Genomic DNA, 17,845 nt, shown 5'->3' with positions numbered 1-17,845 from the left:
AAAGATGCTGAAACTGAGTCAGGATAGATGTCACAAACGCCAATAGAGCTAAAAGGCAGCAGCTTTACCTTATCGGTTGTTCATTTGCATGATTCCCAACCCGAGGTAATTTACCAGGCACTACAGGAAAAAATAGAGCAAGCGCCTGCTTTCCTGAAAAATGCCCCCGTTGTCATTAATGTTGCTGCATTAACAGCGGAAACCGACTGGATAAAATTGCAGCAGGCCATTTCATCAACTGGCCTGCATGTCGTTGGCGTCAGCGGATGCACCGACGATGTATTAAAACAAGCCATTGCGCAGGCGGGGCTTCCTCTTTTGAGTGAAGGTAAAGCACAACGTCGGGCAATCGAACCCGTTGCTGCTGTTCCTACCGCAGTGAAAACGAAAGTCATCAACACCCCTGTTCGCTCCGGCCAACAGATTTACGCTCGGAACAGTGACTTAATCGTCATGAGCAGCGTCAGCGCAGGGGCAGAGGTGATTGCCGATGGCAATATTCATATTTACGGCATGATGCGCGGCCGAGCCCTCGCGGGCGTTTCTGGCGATGTTCAAAGCCAGATATTCTGTACGCATCTGGCCGCAGAACTGGTCTCTATTGCCGGACGTTACTGGCTGAGCGACCAGATTCCTGAAGCGTATTTTGGGCAACCAGCACGGATCAACCTGAACCAGCTGGACAATGTGTTAACGATAAAACCTCTAGACTAGAATCTCCCAAGGAAACATTTATGGCACGCATCATTGTTGTTACATCGGGTAAAGGGGGCGTTGGCAAGACCACATCAAGCGCGGCCATTGCTACCGGTTTAGCCCAGAAAGGAAAAAAAACAGTTGTCATCGATTTTGATATCGGTCTACGTAACCTCGACCTGATCATGGGATGTGAGCGTCGCGTGGTATATGACTTCGTGAACGTGATTCAGGGTGATGCCACGCTGAATCAAGCGCTGATCAAAGATAAGAGAACGGACAACCTCTATATTCTGCCTGCATCACAAACACGCGATAAGGATGCGTTAACACATGAGGGCGTTGAAAAAATACTCAACGACCTGAGCGATATGGAGTTCGATTTTATCGTGTGTGATTCGCCAGCCGGGATTGAAACGGGTGCGTTGATGGCACTCTATTTCGCCGACGAAGCGATTATCACCACTAACCCGGAAGTGTCTTCCGTTCGCGATTCCGACCGTATTCTGGGCATTCTGTCCTCTAAATCACGTCGTGCGGAACGTTCTGAAGATCCGATTAAAGAGCATCTGCTGTTGACGCGCTACAACCCAGGCCGGGTGAGCCGCGGTGATATGTTGAGTATGGAAGACGTGCTTGAGATCCTGCGGATTCCGCTGGTTGGCGTTATTCCTGAAGACCAATCCGTACTGCGCGCCTCTAACCAGGGCGAACCCGTTATTCTGGATGCGGAAGCCGATGCAGGTAAAGCCTACGCGGATACTGTTGAGCGTTTGCTTGGCGAAGAGCGTCCTTTCCGTTTTATTGAAGAAGAGAAGAAGGGTTTCCTTAAACGACTTTTTGGGGGATAAATTATGGCTTTACTGGACTTCTTTCTGTCCCGCAAAAAAACGACAGCCAATATTGCCAAGGAACGGCTGCAAATTATTGTCGCGGAGCGACGCAGGGGTGATAGTGAACCCCATTATCTGCCGCAATTAAAGCGAGACATTCTTGAGGTTATCTGTAGATATGTACAGATTGATCCTGAGATGGTGACAGTTCAACTTGAGCAAAAAGGAGATGATATTTCCGTACTTGAGTTGAACGTGACATTACCCGAAGCAGAAGAAACGCCTAAATGATTTTTCTGCTGTGATATCCCCTGCTTTCACGCAGGGGATAACTATTTCTGTCATACTTCAAGTTGCATGTGCGTTGACTGAGTCCGTTGCTCGGCTCACTTACCTGAGTAAACTCATCAGGGTGCTTTCTTTTGTGACCTTTCTAAAACTCGAATCGTTTAAAATAAACTGTATATTTAGCCAGTGTTTATTTTTATTCTGTTTTTCACCACGTTCTTCTCACCCTATTTGCTGCTTTTCTCTAATTGAATATCGCAACAAATAAGGTGCATTGAGAATATTCGTTTGCCAGTAATTAATAGCCCTGCACAATTTCGCGCAGTTCATCGCCATATAACTGACCACGCCAGCCAGATAGCATTTCTGGTGTACTGGCATCTTGCCCCGTTAATTTCCAGTGCCAGTTCAGCAGGCGATTAATTTGACGACGTGATGCCAATAATTCGGCGGATAAACCACTCTGTTCACTGGCGCGCTGCACCAACGCCTTGATATCTTTAAATGCTTTCTTATAGCCAGGATGGTCGATCAGATTAATGACTGGTGGTGGGCAATCCACATCAGCAATACCCTCCGTCTGCGCAACACAATCCAGCAGCGTTTTTCCGTGATAACGGATTTCAGGGCCGCTCAGCCCCAGAGAACTCAGTTCTCCCAGCGAAGACGGCAGACAACGTGCAACCTGCAAAAGGTTCTCTTCACGTACGACAAAATTCACCGCGCTGTCCCGCTCACGCGCTTTACGTAAACGCCACTCAGCCAAACGCTGAAGACATGCCAGATGCCGTCCACGCAGTTGCCAGGCGTTGCCAAATTCACGATAGGCCAGCGCCGGAGCCAAAATATCCTGTTTACGCTGACAAAGCAGGAGGCACTCGTCCAACGCGGCGTTCATCCACCCCGCAGCTTCTGTATCCGCCACCAGTTGGATCGCCATCGGTAACAGATAGAACACATCGGCGGCCGCATAGTCGCACTGTTTTTCGCTCAGTGGACGGGCAAGCCAGTCCGTTCTCGACTCACTTTTATCCAGCGTCACGTCCATGTAGTCGGCCACCAGCGCAGCAAAGCCATAAGAAAGTGGCTTGCCTAAAAATGCAGCCAGAATCTGTGTATCAATGAAAGGCGTCGGAAGTGTTCCAAACGTATTGAGAAAGACTTCCAGATCTTCGCTGCCCGCATGCAGGAATTTAGTGACCTGTTCGTCACGCAGTAATGCCTGAAAAGGTGCCCAGTCTGTAATCGTTAACGGGTCGATAAGCGAAAGCTGTTCGCCGTCATACAATTGAATCAACCCTAATTGCGGGTAATACGTGCGGGTTCTGACGAACTCCGTGTCCAATGCCACCTGCGGAAAGCGTTGCGCCTGGGCGCAGACCTGTTGTAACCCGATGTCGGAAGTGATCAACTGATAATTCAAAACGTCATTCTCTTGGTTGTTTTTACTTTACGGTTCTGGGTCAAATCCGTATCGCCGTAAAAAATTCCCGGCGGACATTTTTAACGTCGTAAGCGACGGCCCATAGGTTATTCATCATAAAAAAGAACGCCGGATAAACCGGCGTGAAAACATCATATCGCGTCCTGCCTCTCTCTGGCAGTCGTTTTTCGCGGAAAATCGTCAAGCGGCAGCGTCTTTCTTCGCCTTCTTATCTTCACGTAATTCGCGGCGCAGGATTTTTCCAACGTTGGATTTCGGCAAATCTTCACAAAATTCGATCTCTTTCGGCACTTTATAGCCCGTCAGATTACGGCGACAGTGGGTGATGAGTTCTTCTTTCGTTAACGAGCGATCGCGCCTTACCACAAAGGCTTTGACTGCCTCACCGGATACTTCATTTTCGACCCCAATCACTGCCGACTCGGAGACTTTGGGGTGACGGCTAATAACGTCTTCAATCTCCGTCGGATAGACATTAAAACCAGAAACCAGAATCATGTCCTTCTTGCGATCGATCACCCGCAGGAATCCTTCGTCATCAGCCGTGACAATGTCACCTGTCGCCAACCAACCGTCTTTTAATACGTCATCCGTGGCAGCAGGCTGCTGCCAGTACCCTAACATCACCTGCGGCCCGCGCACCCACAGTTCACCGGATTCGCCCGGCCCCACATCGTTGCCGTTATCGTCAATGATTCTGACATCCGTTGATGCTACTGGCAGTCCAATACTGCCGCTATAATGCTTGAGATCGTAGGGATTCACGGCCACCAGAGGAGAACTTTCTGTTAAGCCATATCCTTCAAGCAGATGTTTACCCGTTAGTTTCTCCCAGCGTTCCGCCACAGCCCGTTGCACTGACGCTCCTCCGCCAACAGATAACCGCAGTGTCGAGAAATCAAGCTCATGGAATTCTTTATTATTGAGCAACGCATTAAACAGCGTATTGACGCCGGTAATCGCAGTAAAAGGATATTGCTTCAGTTCTTTTACCACCGCGGGGATATCTCGGGGATTGGTGATCAATAGATTCTGGCCGCCCAACTCAAAGAAAAGCAGACAGTTAGCCGTCAAAGCAAAAATATGGTACAGCGGCAACGCCGTGACCACCCATTCATTTCCTTCCCTCAACACCGGGCCATAAGCCGCAAGACACTGTGCCACATTCGCCTGCATATTGCGGTGCGTGAGCATCGCGCCTTTGGCGACGCCCGTCGTACCGCCAGTATATTGCAGAAAGGCAAGATCGTTATTGATGATATCAGGCCGCACATACTGCTGGCGCCGCCCTTCTTGCAAAACACGACGAAACGAGATGGCATCAGGCAAATGGTACTTGGGCACCAGTCGCTTAATGTATTTCACTACGAAGTTAACCAGCGTGCCTTTTGCCGTGGATAGCTGGTCGCCCATGCGGGTCAGGATAACGTGCTTCACCGCCGTGTTATGGACGATTTTTTCCAGCGTATGCGCAAAGTTCGAGACGATCACAATCGTACTGGCACCGCTATCTTTTAGCTGGTGTTCCAGTTCCCGTGGCGTGTACAGCGGGTTAACGTTAACGACCACCATGCCCGCACGCAGCACACCGAACAGTGCAACAGGGTATTGCAACAGGTTGGGCATCATCAACGCCACGCGATCGCCTTTCTGCAATTTAAGCTGATTTTGCAGATAAGCCGCGAACGCCCGGCTCCGCTCTTCCAACTTGCGAAACGTCATCACCTCACCCATGTTGATGAATGCAGGTCGATCGGCATAACGCCTTACGTTATTTTCAAACATTTCAACCAACGACGAATAGCGATCTGGATCGATTTCCGCCGGTACGTCCGCCGGATAACGTGATAACCAAATTTTTTCCAAGACGTCACTCCCGAGATATTTTTTTAGTGGCATCGTCGTCGCCCTCATAGGCCTATAGTTATTAACATTATTTTAACTCAGCCTACCAGTTAGCTAACAAACAATGTTAAGGTTGCGAGAACGATCACTAATTTATTCTTTATTCAAAAAAAATCAGGCGACTTGCGTCGCCTGATCTCAATAGTCCTACGGCTAGATTTTATTCTGTCACGATATTCTCAATACGTGCCAGGCCAGGCCAACCGCCGTCAAATCCCCATCCCGGCCCCCAGCCATAACCGTAACCTGCACGCCATCCCCACGGGCCATAGCCACCAGGCGGCACCATCAGACGCTGCACGACATTCCAGCGTTTGTAGCCTTGCGCATCGACCACAACATAGCGATAAGGTTTATCACCAATAGCGCCCTGCTCGGTACCAACAATCGACCCAACAACGGTCACCAGTTGATCTTTAAAATCGACAGGTTCCAGAAAGCGATTCACATAAGCAATAAAGCGGCCTTCTGACGGCATATCCAACAACGGTTTCGCGCCGCTATCCAGCGGCATACTGGCAATTTCCAGACGCGTTTTATTCGCTTCATTGCGGATGCTGACAACTCGTCCACCAAAGCGTGATTCCTGACCGACATAAATCTGCGGCGCATTCATCACTCGCACCAGATCGTCTTGCGGCGTTGGCGACGTGCCTTTGATGGCATCCGGCACCGTGACACAACCTGAAAGCAACAGCGCGACAGCCGCCGCCATGCAGAGGCGTACGCTTTTCTGATTCCTACTTTTTATTTGTATGGACATGGGACACCCCCTCTACCAGATATCTGATAGTTAGACTGCTCAGCATCGAATAAGTTGCTGTTTATGACGGGTATACTTCACGCCGAATACGCATTCTGGCTAGTCGCGGCCAGGTAGCTTTTTCCAGGTCACTTCATTGCGCAGGTAGCGAGGTTGCGCATTCTCGACGCTGACCGCTTTTCCTGCCTGCCATAGCTGACAGGCCAACGGCAGCATGTCCTGTGCCTGCGGCAACAGCACGCCGCCCTTCGTTAATGCCAACGATGGATGCTTGACCAATTCTGGATAGGTTTCCCATCCGGTTCCTACCGTGGTCCATTCGCCAGACAGCGCAACCGTCAACGCCTGCACCTGTTCAGGTTTCAATACCGCTTCTTCGGACTCGCCCTGCCAACTGCCGTCAGCATCGCGCTGATAGCGGCCCCAGTAGACTTCCCCCATCCGCGCATCGATGGCAGCCAGCACTTGTGTCGCCTGCATCTGGCGGAAAGCACCCTGCGCCATCGCCGCCAGTGACGATACGCCGAGCAGCGGTAAATCTGCGCCCAGCGCCAACCCTTGTGCAATACCGATACCAATCCGCACGCCGGTAAAACTTCCCGGCCCCTGACCAAAGGCCAGCGCATCAAGATCCTTGAGCGTCAGACCGCTGTCGGCCAGCACCTGCTGAACCATCGGCAGAATACGTTGTGTGTGTTCACGGGGACAAATTTCAAACAGGGAATGAATTTCACCGTCATTCCAGAGTGCGACGGAACAGGCTTCCGTTGCGGTATCAAGCGCTAGAATTCGCGTAGACATGCCAACCTCAGGCAGGATAAATAAATCTTAATAACCCGTATCATAGCATAAGCCCCTGTCGTGCAGCAGCCCTTCCCACCATCGGTCAGGCCATACGGCAATCATCAACAGAGATTAGGTGCTACGCGTCAGGAAAGTAATCGCTTGCTGAATATCACGGGTACGCGGTGTCGGCGGCAGGCTGTTAAGAAATACGGCACCATACGGCCGCATCACCAGTCGATTATCACAAATAACAATCACACCACGATCCTCAACATCGCGGATGAGGCGACCTACGCCCTGTTTCAACGTAATCACCGCATCGGGAACCTGCACATCGTCGAATGGTTCACCGCCGCGCAGGCGACAGTCTTCTATACGCGCTTTCAGCAGCGGGTCATCCGGTGAAGTGAACGGCAGTTTATCGATAATCACACAAGAGAGCGTATCACCGCGCACATCCACGCCTTCCCAGAAGCTGCTGGTCGCCACCAGCAACGCATTTCCCGCCGACACAAACTGCGACAGCAACTGCGCCTTGCCGGTTTCGCCTTGTAACAGCACCGGTAGCGTCAGCGTGGCACGGAACTCGGCGGCTAAATCGCGCATCATCTGATGCGAGGTGCATAGCATAAAGCAACGCCCCTGATTCGCTTCAATCAGCGGCCGCAGCATCGCCGCCAGCTTTTTTGCCGCACCGGGGCGATGGGTTTCCGGCAAGTGACGAGGAACACAGAGCAGTGCCTGATTGGCATAATCAAACGGACTGGGTAACAAGAGCGTGTTCGCGTTATCCAACCCCAGCCTATCGGTAAAGTGAAAGAGTTGATCGTTAACCGACAAAGTCGCAGAGGTAAATACCCAGGCCGCAGGCTTCTCTTTTATCAATTCACGAAAACGATCGGCGACGGACAACGGCGTCAGCGCCAACACAAAATGGCGCGAATTACATTCATACCAGTAGCTGTAGCCCGGTAACTGGACGTCTTTCAGCCGTTTTAGTCGATTGCGGTAAAGCGTGGCGCGTTCAAAGGCAGCATCCAGCAGCGCAGAACGGCCCAGTGATAGTTTCGCTACGTCGTAACACAGCTCCAGCGCATCATCCAGCAACACCAAAGCACGCTGAAGCGACGGCTGTTCGAGCACATCGCGTAAATTACCGCGAAACCCCGGATCGCCGAGCGCCAATCGAAAATCCTGCGTACTTTGCGTCAGACGATCGGCACTTTTCTGTAGTTGAGAAGCGTCGCGTACTTCGGTGCGATAAGCAATGACGATGTCTTTTGCCAGATCCAGCAGTTGGCGGCTGGAAAGCTGCTGGCCAAAATATTGGCTGGCAATATCGGGAATCTGGTGGGCTTCATCGAAAATCACCACGTCGCTTTCTGGGATCAGTTCCGCAAAACCGGTTTCCTTCACCACCATGTCTGCCAAATAAAGATGATGGTTAACCACCACGATATCGGCATCCATCGCTTTACGCCGTGCTTTCACCACGAAGCACTCTTTATAGTGCGGGCAGTCGCTGCCCAGACAGTTATCGTTGGTGCTGGTCACTAATGGCCAAATCACGCTGTCTTCTGCCACGCCTGAACAGGTCGTGACATCACCTTCCGTTGTTTCCGACGACCATCCTCGCAGCCTAACCAGCTCGCTCAACGTTTCGGCGGGTAAATCACCACCCCCCAGCGACTGCTGTTCAAGCCGTTCCAGGCAGAGATAGTTCGAGCGGCCTTTCAGCAGCGCTAACTTACCTTTGTATTTCAATGCCTGCGCAATTGTCGGCAAATCGCGGCTATAGAGCTGATCCTGTAGCGCTTTCGACCCGGTCGAAATGATGACTTTTTTATCAGAACGCAAGGCGGGCGCGAGGTAAGCATAGGTTTTACCCGTTCCAGTTCCCGCCTCCACCACCAGTGCCGTTTTGTCGTCAATGGCTCGCATGACGGCCTGCGCCATCTGCCGCTGTGGTTCACGAGGCCTGAAGCCAGTGATCGCTTTCGCCAGCGCGCCGTCATTAGCAAAATCATCGATTACCCGATCGTTCGTCACGCCAGCTCTCTTTCTCAAAGGAATACGTTCTCTGTCGCCTCTAACCGTTTCTGGTCGCGGCAAAAATATCGCGCTGATTATGCCAAGAGTCGCTCGGCGCTACCACCTTAAATCAGGAAAGCGGGCCGACGCCCGCTGTGTTAGGCTTGGCGATTCGCTTTTATTACGTTAGGAGAAACTTCACCCATGGCGATCACACGAATTAATCCTGAAGCACGCTGGTCAGACGCCGTTATCTATAACAACACGCTCTATTACACCAGCGTGCCAGAGAATCTGGATGACGACGCTCAGTCACAGACGGAAAACGCGCTGGGCGCGTTGGATGCGATCCTGGCACACGCGGGAACGGATAAAAGCAAGCTGCTGGATGTAACGATTTTTCTCGCCGACGCCGATGATTTCGCCGCGATGAACGCGGCGTGGGATGCCTGGGTCGTGGCTGGCAGCGCGCCGGTACGCTGCACCGTGCAGGCAAAGTTGATGCACCCGAAATTCAAAGTCGAAATCAAAGCGATTGCGGCGGTATAAACCGCCACCACTACTCCTATACCCTAAATCATTCGAATTTCAGGACAACTTTGCGGGAACGAATTTGACCAGCCGACGGTGAGAGACAGGATGTCTCTCCCTCATCCCGATGAGCTTACTCAGGCAAATGATTCGGGTGACTGACAAATCTGCCAGAGGCCGGTTTGAACGCCGCTTGCAGCGGCCCTATCGAGTGAGATACACACGAGTGTGTCGAGTAGCGCAGCCAACGCACATGCAATTTGAAGTATGACGAGTATAGAGGAGGCGCGGTTACTGCTCTTCCTCTTCTTCCCCATCGTCAAAATGATGTTCTTCGTCACTGTCATTAACCGCGTCATCATCTTCGTCAAACATGACCGCAACGTTGCCGCCCGTATGATTTTCGCGGATTTCCGCCGCGACGAGCGCGATCGCCTGGCCGCTGCTCATGCCCTCAGACATCAGTTCCTGAATGCGCTCTACCGCATCTTGCTGCTGTTTATGTGTCAGCGCGGGCATACCTGCAATCATGATCATTTCCTGGTTGATAAATTCCCGCGTATCATCGCACGCCCGCTTTGAGATACACCAGTATTTCTGCTTTATGGTACGCTGTAGGCAGTAAAATCGACACGACACTCTATAGATACCACACGAAAACATGATTGCCGCCAACACGATTCACGAGATCAATACCAGCGATTCGGGCTCCGCCGTTCTCTATCACGCGCTGCCATATTACCCGACTGTGCTACTCGATCGTTTTGCCCCCTTTTCCCAACAGCCGTGGGCGATGCTACTGCATTCTGGGTTTGCCGATCATCCGCACAATCGCTTTGACATCATGGTCGCTGACCCGCGCATCACGCTGTGTACGCGCGGAAACAGGACAGAAATCACAAGTGACACCGTAACGAAAACCCTCGAAGGCGATCCGTTTATTCTGCTGCAACAACAGCTTGATACGCTGTCGTTACCCATAGAATCACATCCTGATTTTCCCTTTCAGGGCGGCGCGTTAGGTCTGTTCGGCTATGATTTGGGACGTCAGATTGAAACGCTGCCCGTACATGCCGAACAGGACATCGATTTGCCAGATATGGCTGTGGGTCTATATGACTGGGCGCTGGTTGCCGACCATCATCGGAAAACGTTAACGCTGATCGTACATCATTCCCTTCAGGCACGGCTCGACTGGCTCGCAAACCCGCCCGTTAACGCCTCGAAAACCGATTTCAAACTCACCGACGCCTGGCAGTCGAATATGTCACGCAGCGCGTACGGAGAGAAATTCCGCAAAATACAGGACTATCTTCTGGCGGGAGATTGTTATCAGGTCAATCTGGCACAGCGTTTTTCTACAGCTTACGAGGGCGATGAATGGCAGGCGTTTTTACAGCTATCCGCAGGAAATAAAGCCCCCTTCTCTGCCTTTCTGCGCTTGCCGGAGAATACCGTGATCAGCGTGTCGCCGGAACGCTTTCTCTGGCTTGAAAACAACCATATTCAAACGCGTCCGATTAAAGGCACATTACCGCGTCTCACAGATTCAGACGCGGATAAACAGCAGGCCGCGCGGCTTGCCAATTCAGAGAAAGATCGCGCTGAAAACCTGATGATTGTCGACCTCCTGCGTAATGATATCGGTCGCGTGGCGGTTCCGGGCAGCGTTCGCGTACCTGAGCTGTTCGTCGTCGAGCCTTTTCCCGCAGTACACCATCTGGTCAGCACGATTGAAGCGCGGCTACCAGAAGGTTGCCCCGCCACCACGTTGCTACGCGCCTGTTTCCCCGGCGGGTCGATCACCGGCGCACCAAAAATCCGCGCCATGCAGATTATTGAAGAGCTGGAACCACAGCGGCGTAATGCCTACTGCGGCAGTGTCGGTTACATTAGCCAGTGCGGAACCATGGATACCAACATCACCATCAGGACGTTATTGACAGAATGCGGCAGAATCTACTGCTGGGCGGGCGGCGGTATTGTTGCCGACAGTCAGGAACAGGCGGAATATCAGGAAACGTTTGATAAAGTGGGCCGTATTCTTCCCCTGCTGGAGGATTCCCAGATAATTCAGGGACTAAATAAATGAGTGAGATCGCCTTGCCGCCAGCGGCATTTGCGCTGAATGACTTTATTACGCGCTTTCAGTTACAGCTTCCTCCACCGCTACGGCCAGTGCATCAACAACGTCAGGCAGCGGTTCTGGTGCCGATTATCTGTCACCCGACACCCACACTGCTCTTGACCCGGCGGTCTACCGACCTGCGTAAGCATGCCGGGCAAGTGGCGTTCCCCGGCGGCGCGGCAGATGAAACGGATCGTTCGATCATCGCAACCGCACTGCGTGAAGCGCAGGAAGAAGTGGCAATCCCACCGGAGAATGTTCGGGTGTTGGGTGTCTTACCGCCGTTGGACAGCGTCAGTGGCTTTCAGGTCACGCCTGTCGTTGGGTTGATCACCGCGCAAACTCGCTTTTACCCGAATGAAGATGAAGTCGCCGAGCTGTTTGAAATGCCGCTGGACGAGGCTTTCGCGCTAACGCGCTATTACCCGTTGGATATTGAGCGTAAGCAGCAACGGCATCGGGTTTATCTCTCCTGGTATCAGCAGCAGTTTGTCTGGGGATTGACCGCCGCCATCATCCACCAGCTTGCGTTACAGATTTCCGACAGACCCTAAGTCCAAGGCCGCCACGGCGGCTTTTAGCGCAACACTTCTTTTCCCCCACTAATTATCCCTACTTTAAAAACGGCTTCGCCGGACAAAAACCATTCAGACATAGATTTTACAATGACTTAGCTCACATTTAAGATAAGTTAAATTATGTGTTGGCATAAGTTTATTTCATGCGAAAAAGAAAGCCACACAACATATTCCACACTACAATAGCGCGATTTGACGAGTTTTATTCTAATCTTTGGGTATATATCCACAACAATTTAGGTCATGTCTCGCCAGAAGCGAAAGCAGACGATCAGAGAATTGCGGATACGGCCCTAAGTCTTCGAGGAGTGTGGTGTGATAAGTGTTTTCGACATGTTTAAGATCGGTATTGGCCCCTCTAGCTCTCATACGGTTGGACCTATGAAAGCCGGTAAGCAATTTGTCGATGAATTGATCAACCAAAATTTACTGACCGCGACCACACGCATTGCCGTTGACGTTTATGGATCGCTGTCGCTGACGGGTAAAGGCCACCATACAGATATCGCTATCATCATGGGTCTGGCGGGCAACATGCCAGACACCGTTGATATTGATGCCATCCCCGGCTTTATCCGCGATGTTGAGCAACGCGAACGTCTGCTGCTGGCTAACGGGCAGCACGAGGCGGATTTCCCCCGTGAAGGCGGCATGGTTTTTCGCAGCGAGAATTTGCCACTGCACGAAAATGGCATGACGATCACCGCCTTTGCCAGCAATAAAGAAATTTATAGCAAAACGTATTACTCCATCGGTGGCGGTTTCATCGTCGATGCAGAGAATTTTGGTAAAGACGCCACCACCGACATCTCCGTTCCTTATACCTTCCATTCTGCCAAAGAGATGTTGGAACACTGTAAACAGAGCGGCCTATCGCTTTCCGGTATGGTAATGCGTAACGAGCTGGCGTTGCACAGCCGCCAGGATATTGAGGCGTACTTTGCCGATATTTGGCAAACCATGCGTGCCTGTATCGATCGCGGCATCAACACCGAAGGCGTTTTGCCTGGGCCACTGCGCGTACCACGTCGTGCCTCTGCGCTGCGTCGTATGCTGGTGTCTTCCGATAAGTTGTCCAACGATCCGATGAACGTCGTCGACTGGGTTAATATGTTCGCGCTAGCAGTGAACGAAGAAAACGCCGCAGGTGGCAGAGTGGTTACCGCACCAACAAACGGCGCATGCGGTATCGTTCCTGCTGTCCTTGCCTATTATGACCATTTCATCGAACCGGTTAGCCCGACCATTTATATTCGCTATTTCCTCGCAGCGGGTGCGGTCGGCATTTTGTACAAAATGAACGCCTCTATCTCCGGTGCCGAAGTGGGTTGTCAAGGCGAAGTCGGCGTGGCCTGCTCTATGGCAGCGGCTGGACTGGCAGAGCTGATGGGCGCGAGTCCTGAACAGGTTTGCATCGCCGCCGAGATCGGTATGGAACACAACTTAGGCTTAACCTGCGATCCTGTTGCAGGTCAGGTACAGGTTCCGTGCATCGAACGTAACGCGATTGCTTCCGTTAAGGCGATTAACGCCGCGCGTATGGCCACCCGACGCACCAGTGAACCACGCGTTTCGCTGGATAAGGTGATTGAAACCATGTACGAAACGGGGAAAGACATGAACGCTAAATACCGCGAAACGTCACGAGGCGGGTTGGCGATCAAAGTGCAGTGTGATTAAAAGTGCAGTGTGATTAATCCGTTTTCACCTCGTATCGGCTTGTTTCTATCATAAAAAAGCCCCGCTACATCATGGCGGGGCTTTCGCAATCAACTCACAAAACGCTAATTACGCGTCTTCATCTTCTTCCCGATCGATGATCCGCTCTACACGCACCAGTTCAATACGGTATTCGGAAACATCAATGATATGGAAGCGCAGGCGGTGCAACTCGATGATCTCGCCGACTTTCGGGAATTCATCGCTGTGCGCCAGCAGCATACCTGCCAACGACGCATACTCTTCCTTTGGATCAACCAGATCGCTGCTATCCACTACCTGTTGCAGAGCGTGCAGATCTGTCCCACCTTTCACTAACCAACCTTCACCGTCTGGGATGATATCCAGCGTTTCGTCTTCATCCGGGAACTCACCCGCGATGGCTTCCAGCACGTCCAGCGGCGTGACCAACCCTTGCACCACGCCAAATTCGTTGGCGATGATAACCAGACTACCTTTCGCACGACGCAAAACCGGCAGCAGATTAATCACATCCAGCGTTTCTGGTACGACAATCGGCGGATTAGCCGCGGCAAAGCTTTCCACATCGGTTTGCGTTTCCAGCGCCACCAGCAGATCTTTGGCACGGACGACGCCGATAATTTCATCCAGAGAACCGCGACAGATTGGGAACAGGCTGTGAGGCGTATCGAGCAATTGCATACGGATCTGTTCGACAGAACTCGCGCTATCCACCCAGGAAATTTCAGTACGCGGCGTCATTACGCTACGCAGCGAACGTGAGGCTAACGTCAGCACACCGCTGATCATATTGCGCTCTTCTTCGGCGAATTCCTCTGTCGTGAGTTTCTTCTGCGGTTCATCCGCATCCACATCGTCCGTATTTTTCCGTGAGCCCATCAGGCGCAGAATGGCCTCTGCGGTACGTTCACGCAAAGGGCGGTGCGACTGATGCTTCATAAAGTTATGACGGGCAATTTGGTTAAACAGCTCGATCAGGATAGAGAAACCAATCGCGGCATACAGGTAGCCTTTCGGTATGTGGAAACCAAAACCTTCCGCCATGAGGCTCAGACCAATCATCAGCAAGAAGCTGAGGCACAGGACAACCACCGTTGGGTGCTCGTTGACGAAGTTGGTCAGTGGCTTAGAGGCAATCAGCATGACGCCCATCGCAATGATCACCGCCGTCATCATGACGCCCAGGTGATCCACCATCCCCACTGCGGTAATCACGGCATCCAGCGAGAACACAGCGTCCAGCACGACGATCTGCGCCACCACAGCCCAGAAGCTGGCATGCGCGCGATTACCGTTGCCGTCGTGCGTTTTATTCTCTAGCCGTTCATGTAGCTCCATCGTGGCTTTGAACAAGAGGAACATACCGCCGAATAGCAGAATCAGATCTCGACCTGAGAAGCTAAAATCGCCAACGCTAAACAGTGGACGCGTCAGGGTGACCATCCAGGAAATCAAAGACAACAGGCCCAGACGCATTAACAGCGCCAGGCTTAAACCGATAATGCGGGCTTTATCTCGCTGCTTGGGAGGTAATTTGTCCGCCAAAATGGCGATAAACACCAAATTGTCGATACCCAGAACAATTTCAAGTACCACCAGCGTCAATAAGCCTGCCCAGATTGAAGGATCTAGCAAAAATTCCATGTCAGACTCCAGAAAATGAACGAGCAGATGACATCAATGCATGAGCCGCATTGAATGGTAATAAAAAGAGTTGGTGTGAATCAGAGAGATTCTGAATGTGGTCTGAGTGACCAGCTGAGTACAGAAAACCGCCAGCATTAGCGGGAAAACAGAGAACGTTTTGTCGGTGACAGTCCATGGGAAGGGCTGATGCCCGGTGCTCCTAAGCAATTTAAGGGATGTTTACTCTAACAGGTTGTTACCATTTTTCACAAAGAATTTCTTAGACTGGCTTCGCATTGATAACGCGCTCAAATTTTGTGATTCCACACCGTTTTGTCCCTCTGCTTAACTGGTCAGCATTAGAGCATCATCACACTATTTATTTTTTCGATAACTAAAATAAATCTGTCAGTCACGATTTCTCGCCTGACAACCTGGAGGAACACAGTGAAATGTCATGAATCCACGGTAAAATTTTTTCTTGCAGCCATACTAATACCGCGACGGTTAACGTTGAACGACGAAGCGTTATCCCGGTTTCCTGACACATTGACTCTTTTTGATCGTGAACGTGAGGAGGTATCAAGTGAGTATTGCCATACTGTTATGCACTCACGGCGCCACTGCGGGACCGCTGTTAAAAACAGCAGAAATGATTCTTGGTGAACAAAGTAATGTCGCCTGGATTGATTTCGTTCCTGGAGAAAACGCCGAAACATTGATAGAAAAATATCAGGAAAAACTCACGCAGTTAGATACATCGCAGGGCGTGCTGTTTCTCGTTGATACCTGGGGCGGCAGCCCGTTCAACGCCGCCAGCCGCCTCGTCACCGACAAAGAAAACCATGATGTTATCGCCGGCGTGAATATTCCCATGTTAGCGGAAACCTTTATGGCTAGAGATGATAACCCGTCCTTTTCCGATCTGGTTGCCATCGCTCTGGAAGCTGGCAGAGACGGTGTAAAAGCGTTAAAGCATCAGGAGAAAGCCAAAGCGGCTCCTGCCTCGCCTATTCCAAAAGCCAACACCGTACCCACACCGGCGGGGCCCGGTGAACATATGAATATCGGGTTGGCACGTATCGATGACCGTCTGATTCATGGTCAGGTCGCCACCCGCTGGACGAAAGAAACCAATGTTTCGCGCATTATTGTTGTCAGCGATGAAGTCGCCGCCGATCACGTGCGTAAAACGTTGCTGACTCAGGTTGCGCCACCGGGCGTTACCGCACACGTCGTGGATGTGGCAAAAGCCGTTCGCGTTTATGACAACCCGAAATATGCCGCCGATCGCGTAATGTTGCTATTCACTAATCCAACCGATGTATTAACGCTGATCGAGAATGGCGTAAAGATCACTTCAGTCAATATTGGTGGGATGGCATTCAAACAGGGGAAAACACAGGTAAATAATGCCGTCTCTATTGATGAAAAAGATATTGCGGCATTCCGTGAATTAGACAAACGCGGTGTTGAACTGGAGGTTCGGAAAGTATCCACCGATTCCCGGATTAAAATGATGGATTTGATTAACAAAATGCCGCGTTGATGCCTATCGCGATGTGAAGATTATTAACACTAACATCACCATCAATAATAGCTTTATAGACCTGATGATTTTCAAGATATGCCTTTATGTCGATATTGAAAAGCTTATGTCGACATAGAAAATCAATGGGGATGGCGATTTACTTTACTCAGACACATTTTATAGGAGAAGTACGATGGAGATTACCACACTTCAAATTGTGCTGATATTTCTCGTCGCATGTGTTTCGGGGATGGGTTCGATTCTCGATGAATTCCAGTTCCACCGTCCACTCGTCGCTTGTACGCTAATTGGCGCAGTATTAGGTGATTTAAAAACCGGGATCATTATTGGCGGTACGCTGGAGATGATCGCATTAGGCTGGATGAACATCGGTGCGGCAGTCGCACCCGATGCGGCACTGGCTTCTATTATTTCAACCATTCTGGTTATTGCTGGCGGTCAGGGAATTGGTGCCGGGATTGCCCTGGCGATTCCGCTCGCTGCCGCCGGGCAAGTATTAACCATCATTGTTCGTACCATCACGGTCGCATTTCAGCATGCAGCAGACAGCGCGGCAGAGCGAGGTAACCTGACGGCCATCAGTTGGATTCACGTGTCCGCGCTACTGCTTCAAGCCATGCGTATTGCGATTCCTGCGGTTATTGTCGCGGTCTCCGTCGGTACTGACGCCGTTCACGCCCTGCTCAACTCCATCCCAGAGGTTGTCACCAACGGCCTGAATATCGCCGGTGGGATGATTGTCGTCGTCGGTTATGCGATGGTCATCAACATGATGCGCGCAGGCTACCTGATGCCATTCTTCTATCTCGGCTTCGTTACCGCCGCGTTCACTGAGTTCAACCTGGTGGCGCTGGGCGTAATCGGTATTGTGATGGCGGTGCTGTATATCCAGCTCAGCCCGAAATATAACAAGGTTCAAGGCCAGCCTGTTTCATCAGGCAATAACAACCTTGATAACGAACTGGATTAACAGGAGTGAGAAA

Annotated in this window: 16 protein-coding genes; 9 read left to right on the top strand and 7 right to left on the bottom strand. The window is 51.3% G+C overall.

Annotation, left to right across the window (positions count from 1 at the left end; genetic code table 11):
* The first annotated feature begins 27 nt into the window (after positions 1–27).
* Genes minC through minE form a run of 3 tightly spaced genes read left to right on the top strand, consistent with a single transcriptional unit; the run spans position 28 to position 1,820 of the window.
* The gene (minC, locus tag EDI29_RS02810; RefSeq protein ID WP_107170567.1) at positions 28–714 is read left to right on the top strand and encodes a septum site-determining protein MinC; all 687 of its coding nucleotides are present in this window, start codon (positions 28–30) and stop codon (positions 712–714) included.
* A 20-nt stretch (positions 715–734) separates the two neighbouring features.
* A complete protein-coding gene (gene minD, locus EDI29_RS02805) occupies positions 735–1,547 on the top strand; it encodes a septum site-determining protein MinD (RefSeq protein WP_137739634.1) in 813 nt (270 codons plus the stop codon).
* Positions 1,548–1,550: 3 nt separating this feature from the next.
* Positions 1,551–1,820, top strand: a complete 270-nt coding sequence (gene minE, locus EDI29_RS02800) for a cell division topological specificity factor MinE (RefSeq protein WP_005968801.1) — start codon at positions 1,551–1,553, stop codon at positions 1,818–1,820.
* 295 nt (positions 1,821–2,115) lie between these two features.
* Here the strand turns inward: minE and rnd are convergent, their stop codons facing one another.
* The 5 genes from rnd to EDI29_RS02775 form a co-directional block, all read right to left on the bottom strand.
* Positions 2,116–3,240 carry a ribonuclease D gene (gene rnd / locus EDI29_RS02795; protein WP_137739633.1) on the bottom strand — a complete coding sequence of 375 codons (1,125 nt, stop codon included), beginning with the start codon at positions 3,238–3,240 and terminating at the stop codon, positions 2,116–2,118.
* Positions 3,241–3,441: 201 nt separating this feature from the next.
* Positions 3,442–5,127: a long-chain-fatty-acid--CoA ligase FadD gene (gene fadD / locus EDI29_RS02790; RefSeq protein ID WP_137739632.1), complete on the bottom strand. Its 1,686-nt coding sequence runs from the start codon at positions 5,125–5,127 to the stop codon at positions 3,442–3,444.
* Positions 5,128–5,326: 199 nt separating this feature from the next.
* Positions 5,327–5,929, bottom strand: coding sequence for a Slp family lipoprotein (locus tag EDI29_RS02785; protein ID WP_137739631.1), 603 nt, complete (start codon positions 5,927–5,929; stop codon positions 5,327–5,329).
* Positions 5,930–6,028: 99 nt separating this feature from the next.
* Positions 6,029–6,730, bottom strand: a complete 702-nt coding sequence (gene tsaB, locus EDI29_RS02780) for a tRNA (adenosine(37)-N6)-threonylcarbamoyltransferase complex dimerization subunit type 1 TsaB (RefSeq protein WP_137739630.1) — start codon at positions 6,728–6,730, stop codon at positions 6,029–6,031.
* A gap of 114 nt (positions 6,731–6,844) precedes the next feature.
* A complete protein-coding gene (locus EDI29_RS02775) occupies positions 6,845–8,764 on the bottom strand; it encodes a DNA repair helicase YoaA (RefSeq protein ID WP_137739629.1) in 1,920 nt (639 codons plus the stop codon).
* Between the two features lie 186 nt (positions 8,765–8,950).
* On the opposite strand from EDI29_RS02775, the gene EDI29_RS02770 reads away from it, so the two are divergent.
* Positions 8,951–9,295, top strand: a complete 345-nt coding sequence (locus tag EDI29_RS02770; RefSeq protein WP_137739628.1) for a RidA family protein — start codon at positions 8,951–8,953, stop codon at positions 9,293–9,295.
* 273 nt (positions 9,296–9,568) lie between these two features.
* On the opposite strand, the gene EDI29_RS02765 is transcribed toward EDI29_RS02770, so the two are convergent.
* Positions 9,569–9,808, bottom strand: a complete 240-nt coding sequence (locus EDI29_RS02765; protein ID WP_137739627.1) for a YoaH family protein — start codon at positions 9,806–9,808, stop codon at positions 9,569–9,571.
* Between the two features lie 130 nt (positions 9,809–9,938).
* On the opposite strand from EDI29_RS02765, the gene pabB reads away from it, so the two are divergent.
* The 3 genes from pabB (at position 9,939) to sdaA (ending at position 13,663) form a co-directional block, all read left to right on the top strand.
* Positions 9,939–11,369 carry an aminodeoxychorismate synthase component 1 gene (gene pabB / locus EDI29_RS02760; RefSeq protein WP_137739626.1) on the top strand — a complete coding sequence of 477 codons (1,431 nt, stop codon included), beginning with the start codon at positions 9,939–9,941 and terminating at the stop codon, positions 11,367–11,369.
* The gene (locus EDI29_RS02755; protein WP_137739625.1) at positions 11,366–11,959 is read left to right on the top strand and encodes a CoA pyrophosphatase; all 594 of its coding nucleotides are present in this window, start codon (positions 11,366–11,368) and stop codon (positions 11,957–11,959) included. Before pabB ends, EDI29_RS02755 begins: the two co-directional genes overlap by 4 nt.
* A gap of 339 nt (positions 11,960–12,298) precedes the next feature.
* Complete coding sequence (sdaA, locus tag EDI29_RS02750) at positions 12,299–13,663, top strand: L-serine ammonia-lyase (RefSeq protein WP_137739624.1); 1,365 nt, start codon at positions 12,299–12,301, stop codon at positions 13,661–13,663.
* Positions 13,664–13,771: 108 nt separating this feature from the next.
* Here the strand turns inward: sdaA and EDI29_RS02745 are convergent, their stop codons facing one another.
* Positions 13,772–15,328, bottom strand: coding sequence for a TerC family protein (locus EDI29_RS02745; RefSeq protein WP_137739623.1), 1,557 nt, complete (start codon positions 15,326–15,328; stop codon positions 13,772–13,774).
* Between the two features lie 568 nt (positions 15,329–15,896).
* On the opposite strand from EDI29_RS02745, the gene manX reads away from it, so the two are divergent.
* Both manX and EDI29_RS02735 read left to right on the top strand, forming a co-directional pair.
* On the top strand, positions 15,897–16,859 hold the full coding sequence (gene manX, locus EDI29_RS02740; protein ID WP_137739622.1) for a PTS mannose transporter subunit IIAB: 963 nt from the start codon (positions 15,897–15,899) through the stop codon (positions 16,857–16,859).
* Positions 16,860–17,034: 175 nt separating this feature from the next.
* Positions 17,035–17,832 carry a PTS mannose/fructose/sorbose transporter subunit IIC gene (locus EDI29_RS02735; RefSeq protein ID WP_010299942.1) on the top strand — a complete coding sequence of 266 codons (798 nt, stop codon included), beginning with the start codon at positions 17,035–17,037 and terminating at the stop codon, positions 17,830–17,832.
* Positions 17,833–17,845: the final 13 nt, after the last annotated feature.

This window comes from Pectobacterium polonicum, from assembly GCF_005497185.1.
GTDB lineage: Bacteria > Pseudomonadota > Gammaproteobacteria > Enterobacterales > Enterobacteriaceae > Pectobacterium > Pectobacterium polonicum.
This window is presented reverse-complemented; position numbering and strand designations above follow the sequence as displayed.

What these genes read in the sequence shown, in the direction of transcription:
- pabB (WP_137739626.1), top strand. Translation starts at nt 9,939, where the DNA reads ATGATTGCCGCCAACACGATTCACGAGATCAATACCAGCGATTCGGGC.
- minE (WP_005968801.1), top strand. Translation starts at nt 1,551, where the DNA reads ATGGCTTTACTGGACTTCTTTCTGTCCCGCAAAAAAACGACAGCCAAT.
- EDI29_RS02785 (WP_137739631.1), bottom strand. Translation starts at nt 5,929, where the DNA reads ATGTCCATACAAATAAAAAGTAGGAATCAGAAAAGCGTACGCCTCTGC.
- EDI29_RS02755 (WP_137739625.1), top strand. Translation starts at nt 11,366, where the DNA reads ATGAGTGAGATCGCCTTGCCGCCAGCGGCATTTGCGCTGAATGACTTT.
- EDI29_RS02770 (WP_137739628.1), top strand. Translation starts at nt 8,951, where the DNA reads ATGGCGATCACACGAATTAATCCTGAAGCACGCTGGTCAGACGCCGTT.
- minD (WP_137739634.1), top strand. Translation starts at nt 735, where the DNA reads ATGGCACGCATCATTGTTGTTACATCGGGTAAAGGGGGCGTTGGCAAG.
- EDI29_RS02735 (WP_010299942.1), top strand. Translation starts at nt 17,035, where the DNA reads ATGGAGATTACCACACTTCAAATTGTGCTGATATTTCTCGTCGCATGT.
- EDI29_RS02765 (WP_137739627.1), bottom strand. Translation starts at nt 9,808, where the DNA reads ATGATTGCAGGTATGCCCGCGCTGACACATAAACAGCAGCAAGATGCG.
- tsaB (WP_137739630.1), bottom strand. Translation starts at nt 6,730, where the DNA reads ATGTCTACGCGAATTCTAGCGCTTGATACCGCAACGGAAGCCTGTTCC.
- EDI29_RS02745 (WP_137739623.1), bottom strand. Translation starts at nt 15,328, where the DNA reads ATGGAATTTTTGCTAGATCCTTCAATCTGGGCAGGCTTATTGACGCTG.
- minC (WP_107170567.1), top strand. Translation starts at nt 28, where the DNA reads ATGTCACAAACGCCAATAGAGCTAAAAGGCAGCAGCTTTACCTTATCG.